Genomic DNA, 24418 nt, shown 5'->3' with positions numbered 1-24418 from the left:
GCTTGATAGTAAGGGCCGCTGGGAAACCGGCGGCCCTTCTCATTTCGACGGGCCCTCGAGGCCGACCTTTGCAGCGATGAAATCGGCAATTGCGACCGTATCGTCGAGGTTGAAAACGGCAAGAGAACCGGCGTCTTCAACAGGGTGGTCAGCGGCGATGGCGACGATGTGAGGGTCCTGCGGGGCGAGCGGTTCGCGCTTAACCTCCAGTCGGCGCGCCTCGATTTTCGGGATGGGTTCGCGCTTGTAACCCTCGATCAAGACGAGGTCGCAGGGAGCGAGACGCGCCAGTATTTCTTCGAAGCTCGGTTCGGGCGCGCCGCGCAATTCGTGCATGATGGCATAGCGCGTGCCGGAGACGATGGTGACTTCATGCGCGCCGGCCTCGCGATGACGAAAGCTGTCGGCACCCACCTTGTCTATATCGAAATCATGATGCGCATGCTTGATGGTCGAGATGCGATAGCCGCGCTGGGTGAACTCCGTGACCAGCCTCACCGCAAGCCCCGTCTTGCCGGAATTCTTCCAGCCGGCGATGCCGAAGATTTTGGGCCGAGATTTCGTCATGGCATGTCTTCCAAAGCTGCCAGCCATGTCTCCGCTTCGGCGAGATCGGCTGGCGTATTGATGTTGAAGAAGGGATCGAGAGGCCCGATTGCCGTTTCGACCGGGAGGAATTCCACCCGCTGCACCTTATGTCGAGCGAGGAAATCCCTGACGCGCCGTTTGTCGTCGGAGGAGATCCATAGTTCCAGATCGGCGGTGGCGGAGACGGGCCAGAGACCGAAAACAGGATGATCCTGACCGAGTGATGCGGCAATGGCAATCTCGTCGGGGCCGTGAATGACATGGGCAAGGCGCGCGACAAGATCGGAAGGAAAGAAGGGGGTGTCGATGGGGATGGTGGCGACGTGCGAGGCCTCAGGGTGATGCAACTGCGCGTCCTGCAAAGCAGCAAGCACACCTGCAAGCGGCCCTAATTTACCGGGAATTCTATCCGGAATGAGCCGCATCCCCATGGCGTCAGGCCAATCGGCATCGGCATTCAGTGCGATCGGTTTGAGCTGACGTTGCCCAATCTTCGACGCGATACGAGCGATCAAGCTTTCGCCGGCGAGCAGTGCAAAGGCCTTGTTGGCGCCCATGCGGCTGGAACGGCCGCCGGCAAGCAGAACGACGGGAATATCTTGGGGAGTGGCGATGAAGTCGGACATGATTGCGACCTCAGGCGGGAACGCGGGGTTCTGATTCCTGCGCGACAGGCTCGGCCGCCCGCCGTCTGCTTTCGCGATAGAAAGTATAGATACCGGAGGCGATGACAACGGCTGCGCCGAAGACAGACCATCCGTCTGGCACTTCGCCGAAGGCGATCAATCCGAGCAGAGCCGACCAGATGAGACTGAGATAACGGAACGGCGCGACGAAAGAGATTTCGCCCGAGCGCATGGCCAATATGACGCCCTGGTAGCCGATCAGCACCAGAACGGAGGCCAGTAGGATCTGCAGGAGCGACGTTGTGCTCGCCGGCTGCCAGCCGCCGAAGGGGATGATGCACAATGCTCCGAATATGGATATGGAAATTGCGGTGCAGAGTGTGACCATCAGCGACGGCACGTCCTTGTCTATGCAGCGTGTCGCCAGATCGCGGGCGGCGGTCGCAAACATGCAGGCGATAGCAAGGAGGGCCGCCGTCGTGAACCCGTCACGGCCGGGCCTGATGATGATCAGCACGCCTATGAAGCCGACGGCAATGGCCGTCCATCGCCTCCATCCCACTGGCTCCTTCAAGAAGATCATCGCGCCAAGCGTCACGGCAAGCGGAACAGCCTGCTGGATAGCGGAGGCATTGGCGATGGGCATCATTCCGAGGGCGGTGATGTAGGTCGCTGCCGCCAGAGCTTCGCAGGCGATGCGCAGCGCAATCATCGGCTGCAGGATGACGCGCCAATTGCGCAGGGCGCCCATTCGACGGGCAAGCAGATACACAAAAAAACTCGTGAACAAGCCGCGGATGAAGATGATCTCGCCTGCATTCATCGTGGCGATGACGGTCTTAGACAGCGCATCGCTGCAGGAGAAGCCGGCCATGGAGGCCGCCATGAAGAGCGCGCCCTGCGTATTCTTGGTCAGTCGCATGAGAAAGATGAGTCCCTGATTACCCATCTGGATTAGCGCCGTTTTCAGCAAATTGGAATCGGCTGTGTTTCGGCCGAAGTTGAATTCGTTTGAGCGGCAGTCAAATTCGATTGTGCATTGCGGGATATTTGTCATTCATCGACGTAATTTTTCGCGCTGTGGTCGCGGAATGAGACAGCGGTTGCAGTTTTTTTGCCATTGCAGAGGCTTTTAGGCAGGCGATTAAGGCTTATTCAATCTTATTTCCAGAGGCTCACAGCGGTTTTGCATGAGGCAGAAGCACCTACCGCAGCGCAGCAGGAATGACGATCCCGCCTTCGCTGGAGATTTTTAATAATCCAGTTGAGGCGCCGTATGTTTTTCATTGATCGTCTTTTGCAAGGCCGCAGGATTGTCACCAAAGTCCTTATTTTCGTGGTGCCTCTGGTGGTTCTGATCGCCGGCGTCGGCCTGGTGGGCTATCACACGGCCAATATTCTGAACGGTCATATGACCGTGACGCGCGCCACGATCGAGAATATCAGCGATTTCGAGAACCTTCAGGCCGCCCTGCAGGAATTCACGGGGTCACCTTCTGATGACACGCGCCAGACATTGGCCGCCAAGATCGACGCGCAGGAACAGGGTGTCCGTCGCTTAAGTGCGCTGCTCAGTGACGATCAGCGCGCCAAGATCATTCCGGTCACCGAGCTTGCCGCCAAGATGCGCACGCAGGAAGCGACGCTCTGGTCCATCAGGCAGAAGCAGGATAGCGATGTCGAAGCCATCCGGAAGGCCGTACAAAACATCGAGGCGACCGCCAAGGCCGCCGGCAAGCAGATAGACATCATCCGCAAGGATTTCAGCGACAAGGAAACTTTCGCCAAGGAACTACTCTACGATGCTGCGGCCTATAAGGGCCTCTCGGAGAAGATGAGCAATCTGCGTATCCAAGTGCAAATGGCGGCCGACTCCACCGAGGAGATTTCGGACGCGCGTACCTATGCGGACGCTATCCTGAAGCAGGTGACGATTTCGAAGGCACTGGTTTCCAAGCGCGGCGCCAGCCTCGTCGCCAATGCCTCCGATGCGGCCGACAAGCTCGATGCGGTATTGAAGAGCTCCGGCACGCCGGACCAGAAGGTCGAGGCGATGGGGCCGATCTTGCAGAGCTTTGTGAAGATCGAAGGCGAGATGACCCTGCAGTCGGCCAAGAACAGCGATACCGCCGCCGATCGCTTCGTCAGCCTCGATAAGATCATCGATGGCCAAAAGGAGCTTCTGGATCATGTCGATGAGGCGCTTAGTCTCGTCGATCGCCTGATATTGCATGCCTCGCGCATGGAAAACGTTCGCGATGCAGCCTCCCGCGAACCGGTTCTTGCGGATCTCAAGGATCTGCAGAGCATAGCTGCAAGGATTTCGGAGCTCGGCCCGACCAACGCCACCATGCGTGATTTTGCGGCTCACATGAAGCCGCTGATCGAGGGCTTGACCAATGGATCGGCCGATCTGCTGCAGACGGCAGCCGACTGGAAGACGACGCGTGTTCAGTCCAACACCTTGCTCGCCGATGCGATGACCTCGCTGCGTGGCTTCGTTGCTCAGGCACAGGAACTTGGCAAGGAAGATAGCGAGCGTTCGGCCAACGTCTCGGTCATCGCCATGATCGTCGGCACGCTGCTTGCCATCATCGGCGGCCTCATGCTCGTGGAAACCCTGCGCGGTCCACTGAAGCGCGTTGCCGACGTGATGACGCGCCTTGCAAGCGGCGACCTGGAAGTCGCGATCGACGGCCGCAATCGCGGCGATGAGATCGGCGACATGGTACGCTCCGTCAGCGTCTTTCGCGATGCCGCGCTTGAAAATGTCCGGCTGGAGCGGGAAGCCGAAAGCGCCCGTGCGCTCTCTGCGGAAGAGGCTGCCCGTCGCGCCGCCGAGCGTGCCCGCATTGAAGCCGAGCAGAAGCAGGCACTCAATGCGCTGGCCGACGTTCTCGCCAAGCTTGCCGACGGCAATCTGGAAGAAGGCATGCGCGAGGACCTTTCGGCTGACTTCGTGGAAATGGCCTTCACCTACAACCACGCGGTCGAGGCGCTGCGTGAGACCCTGACGGACGTTCGCTACACGGCAGAGGAGATCAAGGGCGGCACCGGCAATCTTGCCATGTCGGCCGACGACCTCGCTCGGCGCACCGAGCAGCAGGCTGCCGCCCTTGAGGAAAGCTCGCGGGCACTGCATCGCCTCAGCGACGTCGTGCGCTCGACCGCCGATCGTGCACGGCAAACGGCGACCTCCGTCAACGAGACGCAGGCCTATGCGACCCAATCGGGCGAAGTCGTCGCCAAGGCTGTGGGCGCCATGAGCGAGATCAACCGTTCGTCGGAGAAGATCGCCACTATCATCGGGGTCATCGACGAGATCGCCTTCCAGACTAACCTCCTTGCTCTGAATGCCGGTGTCGAGGCAGCCCGTGCCGGTGAGGCCGGCCGCGGCTTTGCTGTTGTCGCTCAGGAGGTGCGTGAACTTGCGCAACGGTGTGCCAATGCGGCGAAGGAGATCAAGGGCTTGATTTCCGCAAGCTCCACCCAGGTGCGGAACGGCGTTCATCTGGTCGAGCAGACCGGCGCGGCCCTGACCGAGATCATCAACCACATCACCGGCGTTCAGAGGCTTGTTGCCGATATTTCCTCTGCAACGACAGAGCAATCGACCGGTATCGAGGAAGTCACCCGCGCGGTTTCGGAAGTCGAGCTGATCACGCAGCGGAACGCGGCGATGGTCGAGGAGAACAATGCGGAGATCCACGGCCTGCGCCAGCGCGTGGATATGCTTTCGGAAAAGATCGATCGCTTCCGCACCGGCGATGGCGAGGCGGAGCATGCGAGCTATGGCAGTGCGGATGCACGTTACCGCGCTGCGTAAGGCTGCATCGATAGAAAGACCATCATGAATCGAAAAGCGCCGGACCAATGCTCGGCGCTTTTCGATTGAAGCTTGCTATCGCGACTGGATGAATTGCGAACGAATTACCGACCGAGATGGAGCGTCTCGCCATCGACGGGAATGAGCAGCCGCGAGGGACCGAGACCGCCTGCCTCTGCGGTTTGGCGAAGATCCTGGCGCGTGACGGTCGCGTGATCGAGTGCTTCCATATGAGTTGCGACGATGGTCGCTTCCGGGGCGAGGCGGCTGACTTCAAGCGTCTGTTTGTCGTCCATGACGATCAGGTCGCCATCCCAACGGGCGCCGCAGGAATGGGTGACGATGATATCGGGGGAGAATTCGCGGATCGTTTCGGCGACCGGCGGGTAAAGCACGGTATCGCCAGCCCAATAGACGGTAGGTTCGCCGGCAGCTTCCAGCGTGAGGCCGATGACCGGCCCCATTTTTTCCACCACTGGTCCAACGCCGTGGCTGCCCTGCCGCGGCGTGATTGTCAGCCCTTGCCAAGTGATCGATTGCGCAAGCGGGGTGACGTTTGTGAAGCCAGCGTCACGGATACGTCCTTCGTCACCGGGTTGGCAAAGGATCGGCAGGGTTTTCGGCACGCGCTCCTTCGCCACGGCATCGAAATGATCGGTATGCAGATGCGATACGATCACCAGCTCGACACCCTGGAGAATGTCGTCGATGGAACGCGGCAGTTCCGTCATCGGATTGGGAGAGCGGCCTGTGAAGGACGGGAGACTGTGGCGCGGTGCAAAGTAAGGGTCGATCAGCAGAATATGGCCGCCATACGTGACCTTCAGCGTCGCATTGCGAATAAGCTCAAGCTGCATATTTGATGTTCTCGGTGGGATTTAGCCGCCGGTGACGCTCATGTGGCGGCCGACTGCCGGACGGTTGTGCGTGCGGTCGATGATGAAATCATGACCTTTCGGCTTGCGGGTGATGGCTTCGTCTATCGCTGCATGGAGTAGGGCGTCATCCTCGCTTGCGCGCAACGCCGTGCGCAGGTCGGCGGCGTCGTTTTGCCCGAGGCACATATAGAGCGTGCCCGTGCAGGTGAGCCTTACGCGATTGCAGCTCTCGCAGAAATTATGGGTCATGGGCGTGATGAAGCCGAGGCGACCGCCGGTTTCGGCGACTTGGACGTAACGGGCAGGGCCGCCCGTCTGGTAGGGAATGTCTGTCAGCGTGAACTGACCCTCGAGATCGGTGCGCAACTGGGAGAGCGGGAGATACTGGTCGGTGCGGTCTTCGTCGATCTCGCCCATGGGCATGGTCTCGATGACGGTCAGGTCCATGCCGCGACCATGCGCGAACCGTAGCAGGTCGGGAATTTCGGTATCGTTGAAGCCTTTGAGCGCGACGGCATTGAGCTTGATCTTCAGGCCGGCCTTCTGCGCTGCGTCGATGCCTTCCATCACCTTGGAGAAATCTCCCCAGCGGGTGATCGTGCGGAATTTATCGGGATCCAGTGTATCGAGCGACACGTTGATGCGCCGGACGCCGCTATCGTAAAGCTCTTCGGCATGGCGGGCAAGCTGCGAGCCGTTTGTCGTCAGGGTCAATTCGTCAAGCGCGCCATTTTTCACGCTCTCACCGAGCTTGCGGACCAGAAACATGATGTTCTTGCGCACCAGAGGTTCGCCGCCGGTGAGCCTGATCTTGCGCACGCCCTTGGCGATGAAGGCGGAACAGAGCCGGTCGAGTTCTTCGAGCGTCAAAAGATCCTTCTTGGGCAGGAAGGTCATGTGCTCGGCCATGCAATAGGTGCAGCGGAAATCGCAGCGGTCGGTGACGGAAACGCGCAAATAGGTGACCGAGCGCCCGAAAGGATCAATCATCGGGCTTCTATCCGCTGCCAGCGGCGAGGCGCCGCCTATCGTACCGACAATGCTATTCACTCAAATCTCCATCACACTGCTAATGTGTGCATAGGCGATTGTTGCGTCAAGGAAAATGCCTTTCAATTATGCTTGCGTGTGAACGTGTAGCGGCATAATTCTCGAAAACACATTGAAAGGCATGGAAAAATCGATGAGTGACGTTTGGCCGACCGAATTACGGGTCTCGAAGGATCGCCGTCACCTCATGGTGACGTTCGATAATGGCGCGAGCTTCGACTTGCCGGCGGAGATGCTGCGGGTGCTGTCTCCCTCCGCGGAGGTCCAGGGACATGGACCGGGACAGAAGGTTACCGTACCGGGCAAGCGCAACGTCGGCATCATGTCGATGACGCCGACTGGCAACTATGCCGTTCGCATCGGGTTCGACGACATGCACGATACCGGCATTTTCACATGGTCCTATCTGCGCGAGCTTGGAGAAAAGGGCCAGGAGCTTTTCGCGGCCTATGAGGCTGAGTTGAAGGAAAAGGGTCTCAGCCGCGACCCGGTTGGAAAGCCGCATTAGCAAACTCCAGTAACGAACAGGGGACGCAAGCATGATCCTTGGGGGTAGGGAAAACTGGCTTCGCGCCAAGGGTAGCAAGAACGAGAGCAAGGTTTCCTTCGTCGAGCTGTTTTTCGATCTGGTCTTCGTTTTCTCGATCTCGCAGCTTGCGCATGCATTGGCCGAGCATTTCACCCCACTGGGGGCGCTCGAGGCCATCATGCTGATCTTTGCGGTGTGGTGGGTCTGGGTTTTCACGGCGTGGGTGACGAACTGGCTCGATCCCGATCGCATGCCGGTGCGTATCATGCTGTTTACGCTGATGTTTGCGGGACTTATCCTTTCCGCTGCCATCCCTGAGGCCTTCGGCGAGAAGGCGATTTTCTTTGCCGGCGCCTACGTCTTCATGCAGGTAGGCCGCTCGCTGTTCACAGTCTACGCCCTCAAGAATGCCAGCGCGGCCAACCATCGCAACTTCCTGCGCATCACCAGCTGGCTCGTCCTGTCCGGCATCTTCTGGATATCAGGCGCGCTGGTTGAGGGCGAGGCTCGTATTGTGCTTTGGCTGATCGCCCTCGTCATCGAATATTCGGCCCCGGCGCTCGGCTTTCGAGTACCTGGGCTTGGCAAATCGACGACGGCGGACTGGAATGTGTCAGGCGCGCATCTGGCCGAACGTTGCGCGCTATTCATCATCATCTGTCTCGGCGAGGCGGTGCTGCAGGCCGGCAAGACCTTTGCCGAGCAGCCGGTGACGCCCTTGATCGTCGCGGTGTTCGTCACCGCCTTCGTCGGCACGGTTGCTCTGTGGTGGATTTACTTTCAGTTTGGTCATGAAAGGGCCGCCCATCGCATCGAGCATGACGACACGCCCGGCAGCCTCGCTAGGCAGGCATTCACCTATGCGCATATTCCGATCTTGGCCGGTATTATCCTGAGCGTCGTCGGAGATGAATTTCTCTTTGCTCATCCGCATGATGCTGCGGATATGCATGCCGCGGCCGCCATTCTGGGCGGACCGGCGGTCTTCCTCTTTGGAAATCTCTGGTTCAAAGGGGTAACCACCGGCCGGCCGCCGCTATCACATATGGCGGGGCTCGTCGGGCTGGCGCTATTGCTGCTTACCTTGCCGATGGTCGTGGTCTATCAGCTCGGCATTCTGGCGACGGCCGTGCTCGTCGTCGTTGCGATCTGGGAATTCGCCTCGTTAAACCGGGTCGTTCCTTCGGCACGCTCAGCCGGCGATCACTGATCGCCAGCGAGCTCCAGCGGTTCACGTTCTTCTTGTAGCAGGAGGCTGACGACGCGTTCCATATGCACGGTGATCGCTTCGCACTCTTCGATTGGCGCATCGGAGAGCATCCGGTCGATGAGCGTGGTCTGGATGGTCATGGCTTCTTCCGTGACGCGCCGGCCCTCTGCGGTTAGATAGAGGCGTAGCACGCGCTTGTCCTGCTTGTCCCCGCGGCGTTCGATCAGTCCCCGCTTTTCCATCTGCGGCAACAGCATGCTCATATTGGAGCGGCCGACCAATAGCTTGCGGGCGAGTTCCTGCTGGGAGATGCCTTCAAAGCGAAACAGGTTGACGAGAATGTCGAGGTGCGGCGGCTTGATGTCGAGATGCGTCAATGCCCGTCCAAGTGATTGTTGCATCAGCTGACAGGCGCGCGCCACGGCGATCCAGCTTCGAAAACGCGGATGGTCCCAGGGAAGGGATTGATTTTTGTTCATCGTTGTACTTTATTGTTCATAGTTGAACATTATTGGATTCCCACTATGCCATCCTTTGCGCTCAAGGTCACCCGGTCGGGTCTCGCCGGTCTCGAAAGGCTGTCTCCGCGGCTCGCCGGCAAGGCAGCTTTCCGGCTTTTCTGTCTGACGCCATCGCGTCGACCGCGCGGCTCGAAGGCCAAGTCTGCGTATATGGAGGGCAGGCAGCGTCTCCTTGCAGTGGAGCAGGTGATGCTGCCGTTTCCGGGCGGCCGCGCCATGGCTTACCGCTTCAACGGCGGAGCCAAGGGGCTGCGCAGACGCTATCTCGTGGTCCATGGCTGGGGTTCCAGCAGTGAATACATGTCCGAACTGGCTGCATTCCTTGCCGACGATGGAGCGGAGGTGATCTCGCTTGATCTTCCCGGGCATGGGCGCTCGGGCGGGCGGTTCCTGAATGTGCGTTTGGCCATCTCCGCCATTGCCGCGGCCTCGGCCCGTTTCGGAGCCTTCGATGCCGCCATCGGACATTCCTTCGGCGGCGCATCTCTCGCACTGGCATCCGCGGGTTTTCTGCCTGATATCGAGCCGCTTCGGCCGAGCAAGCTGGTGCTGATCGGTGCGCCGAGCGCCATGGGCTGGCTGTTCAAGGATTTCGGCCGCCTGATGCGGCTCGGACCAGCGACGCAGGCGGCCTTGGAAGACGAGGTTCGCCTGGTAACAGGAAGGACACTTGCTTCCTATGACCAGAAGCGCGACCGGCTCGATCCGAGCCGGCCGGTTCTCGTCATCCACGCCGAGGACGACAAGGAAGTGAGTCCTGAGCATGCGCGCAGCTACGCCGCTGAGGGCGCGCATGTCCGTCTCTTCTGGGCCAATGGCTTCGGGCATCGGCGAATCGTCAGCGCCGCACCCGTGCTTGAGGCTATCAAGGACTTCCTCGCTAAAGACCTCCAAGAGGAAAATCCGCTCGAAAATCATGACGGGACAGTGTTATCGTTCTACCGAACTCCGCTGCGTCGCTCGTCATAATAGTGGCTGTGCCGCGCCGGATCCGAGTGGATTACCACAGAGAAGCGTGAGGCCGCATGCACATCGTCACATCCGTCGAGGAACTGAAGCAGCTCTATGGCGACGCCGGCGAGGCGTCGATCACCAAGGTCACGAGCGTTCTGACACCGCTTTATCGCCGAATGATCGAAGCATCGCCCTTCATGGCGCTGGCAACGGTCGGGTCTGAGGGGCTTGATTGCTCACCGCGTGGTGACTTGGGTGGAGTCGTTCGCGTGGAGGATGAGAAGACCCTGCATCTGCCGGATTGGCGCGGCAACAACCGCGTCGACTCTCTTGCGAATATCGTTCGCGATCCGCGCATAGCGCTGATGTTTCTCATCCCGGGATCGAATACGACGATGCGGCTCAATGGTCGGGCAGTCGTCTCGATCGACCCGGCCTTGCTCGACAGTTTCGAGATGGATGGCAAGCATCCGCGCTGCGTTGTCGTGATTACGATCGAGGAAGTCTATTTCCAGTGTGCGCGGGCGGTTATGAGGGCCGAGCTGTGGAATGTGGAACGGTTCGTCGATCCGGCAAGCCTGCCATCGCCGGGTATGATGCTGAAGGCGGCGAAGGCCGATTTCGATCAGGAGACTTATGATCGCGAGGCGCCCGTACGGGCGGCCAAGACACTCTGGTAAGCAAGCCGCCGGCATGCCTGGGAAAGCAAGCGCCGGCGGTTGGTTGGCTTCGCTTCTAATTCTTGTAGATGAGCCAACTTTTGGTGAAATCCTTCTGCATGCCATTCTGATAGACGCTGCTGCAATTGCGGCCGGCATTCTTGGCGCAGTAAAGCGCCAGATCGGCCTTGTTATACAGCTCCCCGGAATCGGCTGCTTCCGAAGCCATACAGATGCCGAGGGAGAGGGTGATCGGACCATAGTCGACCCCGGTGCGCGAATTCTTGAACGGCGTCGCTTCGAGGGTGCGACGTATCCGTTCGCATACCGTCGTAACTTCCTCGATGCTGGTGGCTTCCAGAATGAGAGCGAATTCCTCGCCTCCGACGCGGGCGACGAAGACGTCGCGACGTACATTGGCGCGGATGATGGAGGCGACGGTGGCGAGAATCTTGTCGCCGACCGGGTGGCCGAACGTGTCGTTGACCCGCTTGAAGTGATCGATATCGGCAAGAACCAGAGCGGTCGTCGGCCGGGTAAGCTGGTTGTCGAAGATGGAGATCAGCCGGTCCTCGAAGGCGCGGCGGTTGGAAAGCCGGGTTAGCGAATCGGTGTTGGCGATGCGCTTGTATTCGTCCAGCTCTTTGCGGACCAGATCCATTTCCTGGCTGCGCTCCACGACATGCTCGACGGTCTTTTCACCGTGAGCCATCGTATCGCCGGTTGCTGTGGCGAGCATATCAATGGCGCTGCGTAGCAGTTCGGCGCTGTTGTGGCTTCTGGAGGTTATGCTTTCACTGGTTTCGCCGAGCAGGCGGTTATAGCTTTCGAGTGTTGTCTGTTCCTGACGCAGGGCGCGCAGGACGGCATCGAGTTCGGAGGCGAGGCGGGTATGCGCTTCATCGAAGACGCGAGCCGCATGATGCGGAAAATACTTGGCGCCGATCGCGTCCAGTTCCTCCTGGGTGGCGTTTTTGCCCAGAGCTGCCAGTTCACGCGTAAGAGTGGGATTGGAGCCGATATAAGCTTCGTAGAAAAGTTCGTAATTGCGCGGAATAGGTGCGACCCCCATGGATCGCATGGCGTAGGTAATTTGCCCTGCCACGTCGGGAATTTGCGCCTTTGGCGCAATCGCCGTACTCATCGGTGAGCTCCGTAATAATGTATTTGTTAAAACTCTTCTTTATCTATGCAAAGATTCTTTGAGAAAATATTAAGAGTATGGTTATGAAAAATCCCCTGTCACTATGGTTTTATTCAAAAATAATACAATTGAAGAGGGTTTTACAGAAAGGGGCGCCGATGCGCCCCTTTTGATATGCTCAATTCAAAACAGCTATTCTATCCAAGGTTAAGTTCCTGAAAGAAATCATTGCCCTTGTCGTCAATGACGATAAAGGCGGGAAAATCTTCGACCTCGATCTTCCAGACCGCTTCCATGCCAAGTTCCGGATATTCGAGTACCTCCACCTTCTTGATGCAATCCTGGGCAAGGCGGGCAGCCGGCCCGCCGATCGAACCGAGGTAGAAGCCGCCATATGTCTTGCAGGCTTCCCGTACGGTACGCGAGCGGTTGCCCTTGGCGAGCATCACCATGGAACCGCCGAAGGATTGGAACTGGTCGACGTAACTGTCCATGCGGCCTGCGGTCGTCGGGCCGAACGAACCGGAGGCATAGCCGGCTGGAGTCTTTGCCGGCCCGGCATAATAGACCGGATGGTTCTTCAGGTATTCCGGCATGCCTTCGCCCTTTTCCAGGCGCTCGCGGATCTTGGCGTGGGCAAGGTCGCGCGCGACGATGATGGTGCCGGTAAGCGACAGGCGCGTCTTGACGGGATGTGCGGACAGTTCTGCCAGGATATCCGCCATCGGCCGGTTGAGATCGATGCGGACCATGGATTCCGAGAGCTTGGCTTCGTCGATCTCCGGCATGTACTTGGACGGGTCGGTCTCCAGCTGTTCGATGAAGATGCCGTCGCGCGTGATCTTGCCCTTCGCCTGGCGGTCGGCGGAACAGGAGACGCCGAGGCCGATCGGCAGCGATGCGCCATGACGGGGCAGGCGGATGACGCGGACGTCATGGCAGAAATACTTGCCGCCGAACTGTGCGCCGACGCCGAGGCTCTGCGTGAGCTTATGGATCTCCTTCTCCATTTCGATATCCCGGAAGGCATGGCCGCTTTCGGAACCTTCCGTGGGAAGACAGTCGAGATACCGCGTCGAGGCGAGCTTGACCGTCTTCAGGTTCATCTCGGCCGAGGTGCCGCCGATGACGATCGCGAGATGGTAGGGCGGACAGGCCGCCGTGCCGAGCGTCAAGATCTTTTCCTTCAGGAAGTCCAGCATGCGGTCGTGGGTCAGCAGCGATGGCGTGCCCTGATAGAGGAACGTCTTGTTGGCCGAGCCGCCGCCCTTCGCGACGAAGAGGAACTCGTAGGCGTCGGTGCCTTCCTCGTAGATATCGATCTGTGCGGGCAAGTTGTTCCTAGTGTTCTTTTCCTCGAACATCTTGATCGGTGCGAGTTGCGAATAGCGCAGGTTCTTCTTCTCGTAGGCGTCGAGCACGCCCTTGGCGAGCGCTGCACTGTCGCCGCCTTCGGTCCAGACGCGGCGGCCTTTCTTGCCCATGATGATGGCGGTGCCGGTATCCTGGCACATCGGAAGCACGCCGCCGGCGGCAATATTGGCATTCTTCAGCAGATCATAGGCGACGAAGCGGTCGTTGTCGGTGGCTTCAGGGTCTTCAAGGATCGAGGCAAGCTGCTTCAGGTGACCGGGGCGCAGCAGGTGATTGATATCGGCGAAAGCCGTTTCGGCAAGGAGACGGATGCCCTCTGGATCGACGGTCAGGATTTCCTGGCCCTTGAAGGTGTCGACGGAAACATAGTCGCCCGAAATCTTGCGGTAGGGGGTCGTGTCGTCGCCGAGGGGAAATAGATCGTCAGCCATGTGGGAAACCTTTCAAGCCGGATGGCGGGGAAGATGTTTGGAGACGATCTAAATCCGGCTTGAGGCAAAAGCAATTGTTTGGCTGATAAGTTGAAACTTCAAAGTGGGGTTCGTTGATTGGGCATACTCAGGTCAGGTGGGTCTTCCGATGGCGAAACCTTGTGCCCGGCCCCTCACCCTAGCCCTCTCCCCGCATTGCGGGGAGAGGGGACCTATTCTGTGTTTGCGGCACCTACTAAGGCTGCTGATGTCGCATGATCAACTCCCTCTCCCCGCAATGCGGGGAGAGGGTTGGGGTGAGGGGCCATGCACACGGCTGCAACATCGGAGAACATGCCCGGACGATCACCGTCCAGTGATGTCACTTCGGGCCGATCATCGTTTCCGGGCGGACGATGGCGTCATATTCTTCCGAAGACACCAATCCGCTTGCCAGCGCTTCTTCCTTCAGGGTCGTGCCGTTCTTATGGGCCGTCTTGGCGATCTTGGCGGCGTTGTCGTAGCCGATCTTCGGGGCGAGCGCCGTCACCAGCATCAACGAACGTTCGAGACCGGCCTTGATGTTGTCCTTGCGCGCCTCGATGCCGACGACGCAATTATCCGTGAAGGAGACTGCGGCGTCGCCGAGCAACTGCACAGACTGCAGGAAATTATAGGCCATCATCGGATTGTAGACGTTAAGCTCGAAATGGCCCTGGCTGCCGGCAAAGGTCAGCGCGGCGTTGTTGCCGAAGATGTGAATGCAGACCTGCGTCAGTGCTTCGCACTGTGTCGGATTGACCTTGCCCGGCATGATCGACGAGCCTGGCTCGTTCTCCGGCAGTGAGAGTTCCCCAAGGCCCGAGCGCGGACCGGAGCCGAGCAGGCGGATGTCGTTGGCGATCTTGAACAGCGCCGCTGCGGCGGCATTGATGGCGCCGTGGCTGAAGACCATCGAGTCATGGGCCGCCAGCGCTTCGAACTTGTTCGGTGCAGTAACGAAGGGTAGGTCGGTAATTTTGGCGATCTCGTCGGCGACCTTCTCGGCAAAGCCGATCGGCGCATTGAGCCCGGTTCCGACCGCCGTGCCGCCCTGGGCGAGTTCGCAAAGCCCCGGCAATGTCAGCTCGATGCGCTTGATCGAGGAGGCGACCTGGGCGGCATAGCCGGAAAATTCCTGGCCGAGCGTCAGCGGCGTTGCATCCTGCGTGTGAGTGCGGCCGATCTTGATGATATGGGCGAAATCGGCGACCTTCTTTTCCAAAGCCGCATGCAAATGCCGCAGGGCCGGCAGCAGGTGATGGACGATCTGCTCGGCGCAGGCGATGTGCATGGCCGTCGGATAGGTGTCGTTCGACGATTGGCTCATGTTCACATGATCATTGGGGTGGACCGGCTTTTTCGAGCCCATGACGCCGCCGAGCATCTCGATCGCGCGGTTGGAGATCACCTCGTTGGCATTCATGTTCGATTGCGTGCCCGAGCCGGTCTGCCAGACCACAAGCGGAAAATGCTCATTGAGTTTTCCGTCGATGACTTCCTGCGCCGCCGCAACGATCGCTTTGCCGAGGGTCGGATCCAACTGGCCGAGCTCCATGTTGGCGCGTGCGGCCGCCTGCTTGACGATGCCAAGGGCGCGAACGACCGATAGCGGCTGCTTTTCCCAGCCGATCTTGAAATTGCCGAGCGAGCGTTGCGCCTGCGCGCCCCAGTAACGGTCGCTGGCGACTTCGATCGGGCCAAATGTGTCGGTTTCGGTGCGGGTGGAGGTCATCTTCCTGGTCCTGCTTTCCATTGAGACGGATAGCAGCTCATATAGGTCCGAAAGGGCCTCATGAAAATATCAAAGCGCCATTTGATGACTGTTATAGTCATGTTTTGCTTGATGCGGCGTGCTCTTTTTAACACGCTGCGCATATATTAACGGACACGCATTTTCGGGCGCTTAAAAAGTCTTCAAAAATTCAATAAAGCATTAACCAATAATTTCATATTTTTGTGTGGACTGAGCCGCGAAAGACGCCACCGCTTCGTCACATGAAGTTGAGGCATTGAACGAAAGGCGGGCCTCGCCGTTTTCATAGTGTGAGTATACGATGTCGAAGACATCGCGGCCGAGTTGAAAACAGCACCGTCAAGCTCGAAGTCATCGCACGATACAGGGACTGATTACAGAATGAAACTTGCTTCCAAAGCCACCGCATCCGTCCTGGCTCTCTCCTGTTGCCTTTCTTCGATAGGCGCAACCTCTGCAAGTGCCATGACCCTCATGGATTTCATCCGTGGCGGCCAAGGCCGTCAGCAGAGCACGCAGGTTTCGGCTCCCGTTCCTGTCAATCCGGTGCAGACGCTGGATCCTGATCAGCCTCCGCGAGTAAAGCAGCCGCTGCCGACCGTCGATGCGCCGAAATATTATACCTATAAGGCCGACCAAATGCGCCTGGTGTCGACGGCGCATTTCGCCGACCCGGTCGTAACGGGTGCCGTTGCAGATGCTTCTCCCTCGCCGGTCGCGATCGACGCCGAGATTTCGCAGCGCCGCTATCTGGCAGATGCGCGCGTCATGGCGACCAATGACATCGCCAAGGCGATCGAAGCCTATTATGCCGATCAGAGCAAGCCGCTTCTCTGGGTTGCAGATCATGCCGTCAGCGACAAGGCGAAGGCTGCCATGGCGGCTCTTGCCGATGCGGGTTCCGTCGGCCTCGATCCCGCCGATTATGCGGTAACTTTGCCCAGTGCCGATGCGGAAAACGCCGATCCGGTCATGCGCGATCGCGCGCTCATGCAATTCGAGCTCGCGCTGTCGAGCAAGATATTGATGTTCGTTCAAGATACGGTTCGGGGTCGCCTCGACCCGAACAAGATTTCCGGCTATCACGACTTCAAGCGCAAGGACGTCAATCTGACGGCGATGCTCGACGTATTGCGCGCCAGCCCGGATGTTCCAGCTTATCTGAACAGCCGAAACCCATCCAATCAGCAATTCCTGGCCTTGAAGGCGGAGCTCGCGAAACTTCGTGCGGAATCCGGATCAGACGGCAGCCATATCTCCATTTCGCTGAGCGGAATTCTGAAGCCGGGCGGCAGCTCCCCGGAAATGGCCAACATCGTCAAGGCGATCCAGCACCGCGGATCGGATGCGCTGAAGGCCGCCCATGCCGATCTTTTCGATGCCTATCTGGGCACGCCGGATTATACGCCCGAACTCGTGTCGCTGGTTGAAGACTTCCAACGCGAGAAGGGTCTGACGGCCGACGGCGTGATCGGCTCGTCCTCCGTTCGCGCCATGGTCGGCGAGAACAATGACGTGAAGATCCAGAAGCTGGTCATCGCCATGGAGCAGCTGCGCTGGCTGCCGCCTGAGCTTGGCCCGCGCTATGTCTTCATCAACCAGCCGGCTTTTATGGTTTATTACTACAATAATAACCAGGAGCAGCTGTCGATGCGCGTCGTCGTTGGCAGCAAGCAGCACCAGACCTTCTTCTTCGAAAATCAGGTGCAGACGGTCGAATTCAATCCGTTCTGGGGCGTTCCGCAGTCGATCATCATCAATGAGATGCTGCCGAAGCTGCGTTCCGATCCGAACTATCTCGATCGGATGGGCTATCAGGTCGAAGTCGGCGGCCGCGCCGTCGCATCGTCCAGCGTCGACTGGTACGGCTCGACGAAGAGCATCTCGGTTCGCCAGCCGCCGAGCAGCGACAACGCACTCGGTGAACTGAAGATCCTCTTCCCGAACTCGCATGCGATCTACATGCACGACACGCCGCAGAAGAGCTTCTTCAAGAAGGATATGCGCGCACTCAGCCACGGCTGCGTCCGCCTTGCCGATCCGCGCGCGATGGCCGCCGCCGTGCTGAACACCACGGTTGATGACGTCGCCAAGCAGATCGCCACCGGCCAGAACAAGGCTGTGGCCGTGCCGCAGAAATTCCCGATCTACATCGCCTATTTCACGGCTTGGCCGAACAAGGATGGCGTTATCCAGTACTTCAACGACGTCTACGATCGTGACGCCGCCACGCAGAAGGCGCTCGATGCGACCTCGAAGGCACGCACTGCTCAGATCTAAAGTCTGTTCAGCGGCGAAAACGAATAAGGGCGGCCCATTGGTCGCCTTTATTCGTTTAAGGGCTGATGCGCCTCAGGCCGCCAGCAAGCCTTAAGCGGCCAGCAATCCCTCGACCAGCTCGGGCGTCAGTTCGTCGTAGTGGTAGATGATGCGGTTCGGTCCGAGCGTTTCGATGCCGACATCGGAGTAACCGAAAGGGACGGCGATCGAGGGGACGCCGGCGTTGCGGGCGACGAGGATGTCGTTGATGCTGTCGCCGATCATGATCGTACGGGCGATGTCGCCGCCGGCGCGTTCGACCGTGCCGATCAGGTGCTCGGCATTCGGCTTGCGGACGGTGAAGGTGTCACCGCCGGTAATGGCCTCGAAGTAATGGGTCAACTTCAGCCGGTCGAGCAAGGTGCGCGCCAGCGATTCCATCTTGTTGGTGCAGACGGCGAGCTTATAGCCTTGGCTCTTCAGCGTATCGAGAGCTGCAAGCAGCCCCGGGTAAGGCTGCGTCACGCCTGGCATGGTTTCGGAATAATGAGTGATAAAGCGCTGCAGAAGGGCGGGCAATTCTTCCGATGTCAGCATATAGCCGTGCAGCTTGCAGGCTCGCTCGATCATGACCTGCGCGCCGTTGCCGACGAGATGTGTCACGTCGTCGTAGCTGACCGGGGGAAGTTCGAGCGCCGCGATCGTATGGTTCAGGCTAACGATCAGATCCGCATGCGTGTCCAGCAGCGTGCCGTCGAGATCGAATACGACAAGGGGGGATTTCACTAGGAATCGGCCTTTGCAGAGAAAAGAGTGTGTCTTTTGGAGTTAAAAGATCGCGTAGGCAATTGCAACTGAAGTGCCGGAATGCCTTGGCGGGAAGGGGCCGGGGATTTCTATATCATGCCGTTATTTTGGCTTTCGTTTGGCTGGAGAGCCGTGTAAACAGCAGACCAACGTAACAATGGGAGCAGGTGGCGCATGGACGCCCGCCAGATGAAGATTGAGGCTGCGAGAGCCGCGCTCGCTCATGTCGAGAGCGGCATGCGGCTCGGGATCGGCACCGGCACCACGGCGGAGGAATTCGTTCGCCTGCTCGCCGAAAAGGTTGCTGCCGGCCTCTCGATCCAAGGCGTTCCGACGTCCGAAAGGACGGCCAAGCTTTGCAATGAGCTCGGCGTCCCGTTGAAATCCCTGGACGAGCTTCCCGAACTTGACCTTACCATCGATGGAGCCGATGAGCTGGATGGCGCGTTGACGCTGATCAAGGGGGGCGGCGGCGCGCTGTTGCGCGAGAAGATCGTTGCGGCATCGTCAGCCCGCATGATCGTCATTGCGGATCAAAGCAAGGTCGTCGAGACGCTCGGCGCATATCCATTGCCTATCGAGGTCAATCCGTTCGGGCTCGTTTCCACCCGCATCCTCATCGAGAAGGCGGCGTCACGCATCGGTCTTTCCGGCGCACTGAACATGCGCCGCTCCGGTGACAGCCTCTTTGTCACCGACGGGGGGCATTACATCGTCGATGCATCTTTCGGCCGCATTCCTGATGCAGAGGCGCTGTCGAACGAGCTCTATTCGATTCCCGGCGTTGTCGAACACGGGCTCTTTATCCATATGGCGACATTAGCGATCATTGCCGGCCCTGCCGGTGCGCGCACGTTGCAGGCCAACAATACATAGGAGCACTCATCTCATGATCAAATTTGCGGGTCTTGGCCGTCTTGCCGCTGCAACCGTTCTTCTTTCCGGCATTGCCTTCGGTTCGGTCAACGCTCAGGAGGTTTCCGAGGATCAGATCAAGGCTGCCCGCGCCGCGATCAATGCTCTCGGCATTACCAACCAGTTCGACAATATTCTGCCTAATCTCGCCGAGCAGCTGAAGAGCACGATGATCCAGGCAAACCCGAATTTCGGCGATGCGATCAATTCGACCGTCGATGCCACCGCGCTCGCGCTCGCACCACGTCGTGCCGATCTTGAGCGTGAAGCTGCCATCACCTATGCCAAGGCTTTCTCGGCTGACGAACTCAAGGCGATCGCCGATTTCTACGGTTCGCCGGCAGGCAAGAAGCTTCTCAAGGATGGTCCGCTCGCCACCCGCGAACTCTACAAGGCTGCCGATATCTGGAGCCAGGGCATTTCGCGCGATCTCGCAAAGCAGAGTAACAATGCCCTGCAGAAGGTCGTCAAGCAGCCGGTCGTTACGCCGGATGCCGGTGCGGCCGCTCAGCCGGCGCCGAAGCAGTAAGCGACGCGTCGTTGCTGCATTCGTTCCGAAAGAGATGTTTCGTCTTTTTGGTGCGTACGGCAGGCAGTTGAAATTCGAGGCCCGGATCGATTCCGGGCTTTTCTTTTTATGTCCCGGCTCCCTATATGAGGGCGACCCCCATTGGCGCTTCGCGCGCGTCTGACGTCTACAGGAGCGATCCATGCCTTCGTTTGATTTCGACCTTTTCGTGATTGGCGGCGGCTCCGGCGGCGTGCGTAGCGCACGCGTGGCCGCATCGCTCGGCAAGAAGGTCGGCATCGCCGAGGAGTATCGCTATGGCGGCACCTGCGTCATTCGCGGTTGCGTGCCGAAGAAGCTGTTTGTCTATGCCTCGCAGTATAGCGAGCACTTCGAGGATGCGGCCGGTTTCGGCTGGACGGTCGGCGAGAGCAGCTTCGACTGGAAAAAGCTGATCGAGGCAAAGGACAAGGAAATCGCCCGGCTGGAGGGCCTCTATCGCAAAGGGCTCGACAACGCCAAGGCCGAGATCTTCGATACTCGCGCCGAGCTGGTGGATGCCCATACGATCAAGCTGCTGAAGACCGGGCAGACCGTGACCGCCGAGACGATCGTCATTGCGACCGGCGGCAGGCCGAACCTGCATACGGCGCTGCCCGGCCATGAGCTCTGCATCTCCTCGAACGAGGCCTTCCACCTGAAGGAACTGCCGAAATCGATCCTGATCGCCGGCGGCGGATATATTGCCGTCGAGTTCGCCAATATCTTCCACGGGCTCGGAGTCGAGACGACGCTGATCTATCGTGGTGCCGAGATCCTGTCACGCTTCGATCACGACCTGCGCAAAGGCCTGCATGAGGCCATGGAGGAGAAAGGCATCCGTATTCTCTGCCATGACATCATCGAGCACGTCGAGAAGGCAGAGGGCAGGCTCAGCGTTCGGACGAAGAACGACAAGGCGCTGACGGTCGATACCGTCATGCTGGCGCTCGGCCGTACGCCGAATACAGAAAATCTCGGGCTTCAGGCCGCCGGCGTCGCGATCAACGAGCAGGGCGCCGTTGTCGTCGACGAATATTCGCGGACTTCCGTTCCGAATATCTTCGCTCTCGGCGACGTCACCGACCGGGTACAGCTGACGCCCGTCGCTATCCACGAGGCCATGTGCTTCATCGAGACCGTCTACAAGGACAATCCGACCCGGCCGGACCACGAACTCATCCCGACGGCCGTCTTCTCGCAGCCGGAGATCGGTACCGTCGGCCTGACCGAGGAGGATGCTGCCAAGCGCTATCCTGAACTGGAGGTCTATCGCGCCCAGTTCCGGCCGATGAAGGCGACGCTTTCGGGCCGAGCCGAGAAGATGATCATGAAGCTGATCGTCAATGCCGCGGACCGCAAGGTCATCGGCGCCCATATTCTCGGCCACGATGCCGGCGAGATGGCACAGCTTCTCGGCATAACCTTGAAGGCCGGCTGCACCAAGGACGATTTCGACTGCACCATGGCCGTCCATCCGACGGCTGCGGAAGAATTGGTGACGATGTATTCGCCAAGCTACCGCATCCGCAATGGCGAGCGCGTGTAACGCTCCCGTTTTCACGCAAATATCGGCTGCACCATAAAAGATTCGCACAGTAGTTTGCCCGCCTTTGCAAGCGGGCGGCAAAGGTTTATAAGCGCGCGTTATTTACGACGATGGCCGCCCGAGAAAGATCGAGCGCACAAGCAGGTGAGTGAGATGGCACAGAATTGGACCCCGAGCAGTTGGCGGCAGAAACCGATCCAGCAGGTGCCGGATTTTCCGGACAAGGCAGCGCTGGCAGAGACCGAAGCTCAGCTTGCAACCTATCCTCCGCTCGTTTTTGCCGGTGAAGCCCGTCGTCTGAAGGCGCATCTTGCCAATGTTGCCGAAGGCAATGGCTTCCTGCTTCAGGGCGGCGATTGTGCCGAAAGCTTCGCCGAGCATGGCGCCGATACGATCCGCGACTTCTTCCGCGCCTTCCTGCAGATGGCTGTCGTTCTGACCTTCGGTGCGCAGCTGCCGGTCGTCAAGGTTGGCCGTATTGCCGGTCAGTTCGCCAAGCCGCGCTCGTCGAACATCGAAACGCAGAACGGTATCTCGCTGCCGAGCTATCGCGGCGACATCATCAACGGCATCGATTTCACCGAAGACGCACGCATCCCCAATCCGGAACGTCAGCTGATGGCTTACCGCCAGTCCGCTGCGACGCTCAATCTGCTGCGCGCCTTTGCCATGGGCGGCTACGCCAACCTTGAAAACGTGCAGAAGTGGATGCTCGGCTTCGTCAAGGATAGCCCGCAGGGCGAACGCTACCGCAAGCTTGCCGATCGCATCGGCGAGACGATGGATTTCATGCGCGCGATCGGCATTACCGCCGAGAGCAATGCGAGCCTGCGCGAAACCGATTTCTTCACCAGCCACGAAGCGCTGTTGCTTGGCTATGAAGAAGCCTTCACCCGCGTCGATTCCACGACCGGCGACTGGTACGCGACCTCGGGCCACATGCTCTGGATCGGCGACCGCACGCGCCAGGCCGATCATGCCCATGTCGAGTATTTCCGCGGCATCAAGAACCCGATCGGTCTGAAGTGCGGGCCTTCGCTGCAGGCGGACGATCTGCTTAATCTGATCGATATTCTGAACCCGCAGAACGAAGCCGGCCGCCTGACGCTGATCTGCCGTTTCGGGCACGACAAGGTTGCCGACAACCTGCCGCGCCTCATCCGCGCCGTCGAGAAGGAAGGCCGCAAGGTTGTCTGGTCCTGCGATCCGATGCACGGCAACACGATCACGCTCAACAACTACAAGACGCGTCCGTTCGAGCGCATCCTGTCGGAAGTCGAGAGCTTCTTCCAGATCCACCGTGCCGAAGGCACGCATCCGGGCGGCATCCACATCGAGATGACCGGCAAGGATGTGACCGAATGCACGGGTGGTGCCCGCGCCGTTGGTGCCGAGGATCTTCAGGATCGCTATCACACGCATTGCGACCCGCGCCTCAATGCCGACCAGGCGCTCGAGCTCGCCTTCCTGCTCGCCGAGCGTATGAAGGGCGGCCGTGACGAGAAGCGTATGCGCGCTCACGGCTGAGTGAAGCCTTATTCATGACCTATCGAACGGGCCGGCGAAAACCGGCCCGTTTGCTTTTGGGCTGGACCGATCAGCGCGGCTGAAAGACGCTTCATTTCTTTGAAATTGACCCGAGTGCCGTTCTCGGGAAGGCTGCCCTGAAATAAAGGGAGCAATGATGAGCGACGAACACACGGGAGCCTGCCTTTGCGGCAGCGTAGGTTTCAGGACACGCGGCAAATTGCGCGAGGTCGTCGCCTGCCATTGTTCGCAGTGCCGCAAGCAGACCGGTCTCTATTATGCAGCAACCAACGTTGCGCGCGAAAATCTCGTTATCGAGGGAGAAGAGGCGATTACCTGGTATCGTGCCAGCACATTCGCTCGGCGCGGTTTTTGCAAGACTTGCGGCTCGGCCCTGTTTTGGGTGGCCGACAGCGCCGATGAAATATCGATCATGGCCGGTCTGTTCGACCAGCCGAGCGGTCTCAAGATAGCCTATCACATCTATTGTGCCGACAAGGGCGACTATTACGAGATCAGCGACGGACTGCCGCAATATCGGCAGGGGCGACCGGGATTGCTGACGGCCGGCCCCTCCGATTGACCCTCAGATACTGCCTTTTTCGATAACGAGCTTGCTGAGCTTGGCGAGCTCCTCCCGCACCACTGCGAGCTCGGTCAACACCTGCATATCAATCTTCTGGTGCAGCGATAGCACTTCCAGCTCGGATTTGAGATTGACCTCGTAATCCTTGGCTGCCTCGAAGCGGTCCCTTTCTGCCTGCCGGTTCTGAGACATCATGATGATCGGCGCCTGGATCGCGGCGAGCATGGAGAGGACGAGGTTCAAAAAGATGAAAGGATAGGGGTCGAAGGCGTTCGTGCTGAGAAGGATCGTGTTGACGATACACCAGAAGACCAGAAACAGCAGGAAGGCAGTGATGAAGGACCATGAACCGCCAACGCGGGCAATGCCATCAGCCAGACGCTCTCCTCTGGACGATTCCGCCGAGATAGCTGCATTGACATCGGTGGAGATGACTTTCCGCTCGTGCGCCTTTTTGAGAACGCGTTTTTCGATGTCGCCGAGTTGATCGGCTGTCTTGTCAAAATGCAGATGAACGAAGTTGGGAAGATTATGCATTGGGAGGGCTCCGAGGTCCAAGTGGCGTTGAATGCAACTATTCGACCAACGGGCAAAAATGCAACGAGGGAAGGGTATCAAACATCACGAGGCGGTTTGCCGCTGTGCGGCCAGAGCGCATGCTAGC

Annotated in this window: 22 protein-coding genes; 11 read left to right on the top strand and 11 right to left on the bottom strand. The window is 59.1% G+C overall.

Translation table 11 applies throughout. From position 1 onward, the window contains the following. Positions 1–39 precede the first annotated feature (39 nt). The 3 genes from mobB to FHT85_RS01125 are packed head-to-tail and all read right to left on the bottom strand — an operon-like array spanning position 40 to position 2136. Positions 40–567: a molybdopterin-guanine dinucleotide biosynthesis protein B gene (gene mobB, locus FHT85_RS01135; protein WP_112411874.1), complete on the bottom strand. Its 528-nt coding sequence runs from the start codon at positions 565–567 to the stop codon at positions 40–42. Continuing rightward, on the bottom strand, positions 564–1214 hold the full coding sequence (gene mobA / locus FHT85_RS01130; RefSeq protein ID WP_112411875.1) for a molybdenum cofactor guanylyltransferase MobA: 651 nt from the start codon (positions 1212–1214) through the stop codon (positions 564–566). The genes mobB and mobA overlap by 4 nt, the downstream gene beginning before the upstream one ends. 10 nt (positions 1215–1224) lie before the next feature. Next, complete coding sequence (locus FHT85_RS01125; protein ID WP_112411958.1) at positions 1225–2136, bottom strand: DMT family transporter; 912 nt, start codon at positions 2134–2136, stop codon at positions 1225–1227. A gap of 354 nt (positions 2137–2490) precedes the next feature. Between FHT85_RS01125 and FHT85_RS01120 the strand changes: the two genes are divergently transcribed. Further along, complete coding sequence (locus tag FHT85_RS01120) at positions 2491–5040, top strand: methyl-accepting chemotaxis protein (protein ID WP_112411876.1); 2550 nt, start codon at positions 2491–2493, stop codon at positions 5038–5040. 104 nt (positions 5041–5144) lie between these two features. Here FHT85_RS01120 and FHT85_RS01115 read toward each other — a convergent pair whose 3' ends face one another. Both FHT85_RS01115 and moaA read right to left on the bottom strand, forming a co-directional pair. Continuing rightward, positions 5145–5897, bottom strand: coding sequence for an MBL fold metallo-hydrolase (locus FHT85_RS01115; protein WP_112411877.1), 753 nt, complete (start codon positions 5895–5897; stop codon positions 5145–5147). 21 nt (positions 5898–5918) lie between these two features. Further along, positions 5919–6968: a GTP 3',8-cyclase MoaA gene (gene moaA, locus FHT85_RS01110; protein WP_112411878.1), complete on the bottom strand. Its 1050-nt coding sequence runs from the start codon at positions 6966–6968 to the stop codon at positions 5919–5921. A gap of 133 nt (positions 6969–7101) precedes the next feature. Between moaA and FHT85_RS01105 the strand changes: the two genes are divergently transcribed. Further along, the gene (locus tag FHT85_RS01105; RefSeq protein WP_112334830.1) at positions 7102–7476 is read left to right on the top strand and encodes a gamma-butyrobetaine hydroxylase-like domain-containing protein; all 375 of its coding nucleotides are present in this window, start codon (positions 7102–7104) and stop codon (positions 7474–7476) included. A 31-nt stretch (positions 7477–7507) separates the two neighbouring features. Continuing rightward, a complete protein-coding gene (locus FHT85_RS01100) occupies positions 7508–8707 on the top strand; it encodes a low temperature requirement protein A (RefSeq protein ID WP_112334682.1) in 1200 nt (399 codons plus the stop codon). Here FHT85_RS01100 and FHT85_RS01095 read toward each other — a convergent pair. After that, a complete protein-coding gene (locus FHT85_RS01095) occupies positions 8701–9186 on the bottom strand; it encodes a MarR family winged helix-turn-helix transcriptional regulator (RefSeq protein ID WP_112411879.1) in 486 nt (161 codons plus the stop codon). The two genes, FHT85_RS01100 and FHT85_RS01095, sit on opposite strands and share 7 nt — an antisense overlap. Before the next feature lie 45 nt (positions 9187–9231). On the opposite strand from FHT85_RS01095, the gene FHT85_RS01090 reads away from it, so the two are divergent. Beyond that, positions 9232–10197, top strand: coding sequence for an alpha/beta hydrolase (locus FHT85_RS01090; protein WP_112411880.1), 966 nt, complete (start codon positions 9232–9234; stop codon positions 10195–10197). A 56-nt stretch (positions 10198–10253) separates the two neighbouring features. Beyond that, positions 10254–10862: a pyridoxamine 5'-phosphate oxidase family protein gene (locus tag FHT85_RS01085; RefSeq protein WP_112411881.1), complete on the top strand. Its 609-nt coding sequence runs from the start codon at positions 10254–10256 to the stop codon at positions 10860–10862. A 55-nt stretch (positions 10863–10917) separates the two neighbouring features. Here FHT85_RS01085 and FHT85_RS01080 read toward each other — a convergent pair whose 3' ends face one another. The 3 genes from FHT85_RS01080 to fumC all read right to left on the bottom strand — a co-directional run bounded on the left by FHT85_RS01080 (position 10918) and on the right by fumC (position 15543). Next, on the bottom strand, positions 10918–11985 hold the full coding sequence (locus FHT85_RS01080) for a GGDEF domain-containing protein (RefSeq protein WP_112411882.1): 1068 nt from the start codon (positions 11983–11985) through the stop codon (positions 10918–10920). Positions 11986–12182: 197 nt separating this feature from the next. Next, on the bottom strand, positions 12183–13790 hold the full coding sequence (locus tag FHT85_RS01075) for a fumarate hydratase (RefSeq protein ID WP_112334687.1): 1608 nt from the start codon (positions 13788–13790) through the stop codon (positions 12183–12185). 361 nt (positions 13791–14151) lie between these two features. Then, the gene (gene fumC / locus FHT85_RS01070; protein WP_112411883.1) at positions 14152–15543 is read right to left on the bottom strand and encodes a class II fumarate hydratase; all 1392 of its coding nucleotides are present in this window, start codon (positions 15541–15543) and stop codon (positions 14152–14154) included. Positions 15544–15945: 402 nt separating this feature from the next. On the opposite strand from fumC, the gene FHT85_RS01065 reads away from it, so the two are divergent. After that, positions 15946–17844, top strand: a complete 1899-nt coding sequence (locus FHT85_RS01065; RefSeq protein WP_112411884.1) for a murein L,D-transpeptidase — start codon at positions 15946–15948, stop codon at positions 17842–17844. Between the two features lie 90 nt (positions 17845–17934). Here FHT85_RS01065 and FHT85_RS01060 read toward each other — a convergent pair whose 3' ends face one another. Further along, positions 17935–18609, bottom strand: a complete 675-nt coding sequence (locus FHT85_RS01060) for an HAD family hydrolase (protein WP_112334690.1) — start codon at positions 18607–18609, stop codon at positions 17935–17937. Positions 18610–18804: 195 nt separating this feature from the next. On the opposite strand from FHT85_RS01060, the gene rpiA reads away from it, so the two are divergent. The 5 genes from rpiA (at position 18805) to FHT85_RS01035 (ending at position 23751) form a co-directional block, all read left to right on the top strand. Beyond that, on the top strand, positions 18805–19506 hold the full coding sequence (gene rpiA / locus FHT85_RS01055; RefSeq protein ID WP_112411885.1) for a ribose-5-phosphate isomerase RpiA: 702 nt from the start codon (positions 18805–18807) through the stop codon (positions 19504–19506). 13 nt (positions 19507–19519) lie between these two features. Next, complete coding sequence (locus FHT85_RS01050; RefSeq protein WP_112334692.1) at positions 19520–20074, top strand: DUF2059 domain-containing protein; 555 nt, start codon at positions 19520–19522, stop codon at positions 20072–20074. A gap of 181 nt (positions 20075–20255) precedes the next feature. Beyond that, positions 20256–21641: a glutathione-disulfide reductase gene (gene gor / locus FHT85_RS01045; protein ID WP_112411886.1), complete on the top strand. Its 1386-nt coding sequence runs from the start codon at positions 20256–20258 to the stop codon at positions 21639–21641. A 153-nt stretch (positions 21642–21794) separates the two neighbouring features. Next, positions 21795–23168, top strand: coding sequence for a class II 3-deoxy-7-phosphoheptulonate synthase (locus FHT85_RS01040; RefSeq protein ID WP_112411887.1), 1374 nt, complete (start codon positions 21795–21797; stop codon positions 23166–23168). A gap of 157 nt (positions 23169–23325) precedes the next feature. Next, the gene (locus FHT85_RS01035; RefSeq protein ID WP_112411959.1) at positions 23326–23751 is read left to right on the top strand and encodes a GFA family protein; all 426 of its coding nucleotides are present in this window, start codon (positions 23326–23328) and stop codon (positions 23749–23751) included. Between the two features lie 3 nt (positions 23752–23754). Here FHT85_RS01035 and FHT85_RS01030 read toward each other — a convergent pair whose 3' ends face one another. Continuing rightward, positions 23755–24291, bottom strand: a complete 537-nt coding sequence (locus FHT85_RS01030; protein ID WP_112411888.1) for a DUF1003 domain-containing protein — start codon at positions 24289–24291, stop codon at positions 23755–23757. Between the last annotated feature and the right edge of the window lie 127 nt (positions 24292–24418).

The sequence above is a fragment of the Rhizobium sp. BK312 genome (genome assembly GCF_014193605.1).
Lineage (GTDB): Bacteria > Pseudomonadota > Alphaproteobacteria > Rhizobiales > Rhizobiaceae > Rhizobium.
Note: the sequence above shows the minus strand (reverse complement) of the source record. Positions and strands in the feature narration are given on the sequence as shown.

Coding starts and splice junctions, on each gene's coding strand:
- mobB (WP_112411874.1), bottom strand. CDS start 567: ATGACGAAATCTCGGCCCAAAATCTTCGGCATCGCCGGCTGGAAGAAT.
- mobA (WP_112411875.1), bottom strand. CDS start 1,214: ATGTCCGACTTCATCGCCACTCCCCAAGATATTCCCGTCGTTCTGCTT.
- FHT85_RS01125 (WP_112411958.1), bottom strand. CDS start 2,136: ATGCGACTGACCAAGAATACGCAGGGCGCGCTCTTCATGGCGGCCTCC.
- FHT85_RS01120 (WP_112411876.1), top strand. CDS start 2,491: ATGTTTTTCATTGATCGTCTTTTGCAAGGCCGCAGGATTGTCACCAAA.
- FHT85_RS01115 (WP_112411877.1), bottom strand. CDS start 5,897: ATGCAGCTTGAGCTTATTCGCAATGCGACGCTGAAGGTCACGTATGGC.
- FHT85_RS01105 (WP_112334830.1), top strand. CDS start 7,102: ATGAGTGACGTTTGGCCGACCGAATTACGGGTCTCGAAGGATCGCCGT.
- FHT85_RS01100 (WP_112334682.1), top strand. CDS start 7,508: ATGATCCTTGGGGGTAGGGAAAACTGGCTTCGCGCCAAGGGTAGCAAG.
- FHT85_RS01095 (WP_112411879.1), bottom strand. CDS start 9,186: ATGAACAAAAATCAATCCCTTCCCTGGGACCATCCGCGTTTTCGAAGC.
- FHT85_RS01090 (WP_112411880.1), top strand. CDS start 9,232: ATGCCATCCTTTGCGCTCAAGGTCACCCGGTCGGGTCTCGCCGGTCTC.
- FHT85_RS01085 (WP_112411881.1), top strand. CDS start 10,254: ATGCACATCGTCACATCCGTCGAGGAACTGAAGCAGCTCTATGGCGAC.
- FHT85_RS01080 (WP_112411882.1), bottom strand. CDS start 11,985: ATGAGTACGGCGATTGCGCCAAAGGCGCAAATTCCCGACGTGGCAGGG.
- FHT85_RS01075 (WP_112334687.1), bottom strand. CDS start 13,790: ATGGCTGACGATCTATTTCCCCTCGGCGACGACACGACCCCCTACCGC.
- fumC (WP_112411883.1), bottom strand. CDS start 15,543: ATGACCTCCACCCGCACCGAAACCGACACATTTGGCCCGATCGAAGTC.
- FHT85_RS01065 (WP_112411884.1), top strand. CDS start 15,946: ATGAAACTTGCTTCCAAAGCCACCGCATCCGTCCTGGCTCTCTCCTGT.
- rpiA (WP_112411885.1), top strand. CDS start 18,805: ATGGACGCCCGCCAGATGAAGATTGAGGCTGCGAGAGCCGCGCTCGCT.
- FHT85_RS01050 (WP_112334692.1), top strand. CDS start 19,520: ATGATCAAATTTGCGGGTCTTGGCCGTCTTGCCGCTGCAACCGTTCTT.
- gor (WP_112411886.1), top strand. CDS start 20,256: ATGCCTTCGTTTGATTTCGACCTTTTCGTGATTGGCGGCGGCTCCGGC.
- FHT85_RS01040 (WP_112411887.1), top strand. CDS start 21,795: ATGGCACAGAATTGGACCCCGAGCAGTTGGCGGCAGAAACCGATCCAG.
- FHT85_RS01035 (WP_112411959.1), top strand. CDS start 23,326: ATGAGCGACGAACACACGGGAGCCTGCCTTTGCGGCAGCGTAGGTTTC.
- FHT85_RS01030 (WP_112411888.1), bottom strand. CDS start 24,291: ATGCATAATCTTCCCAACTTCGTTCATCTGCATTTTGACAAGACAGCC.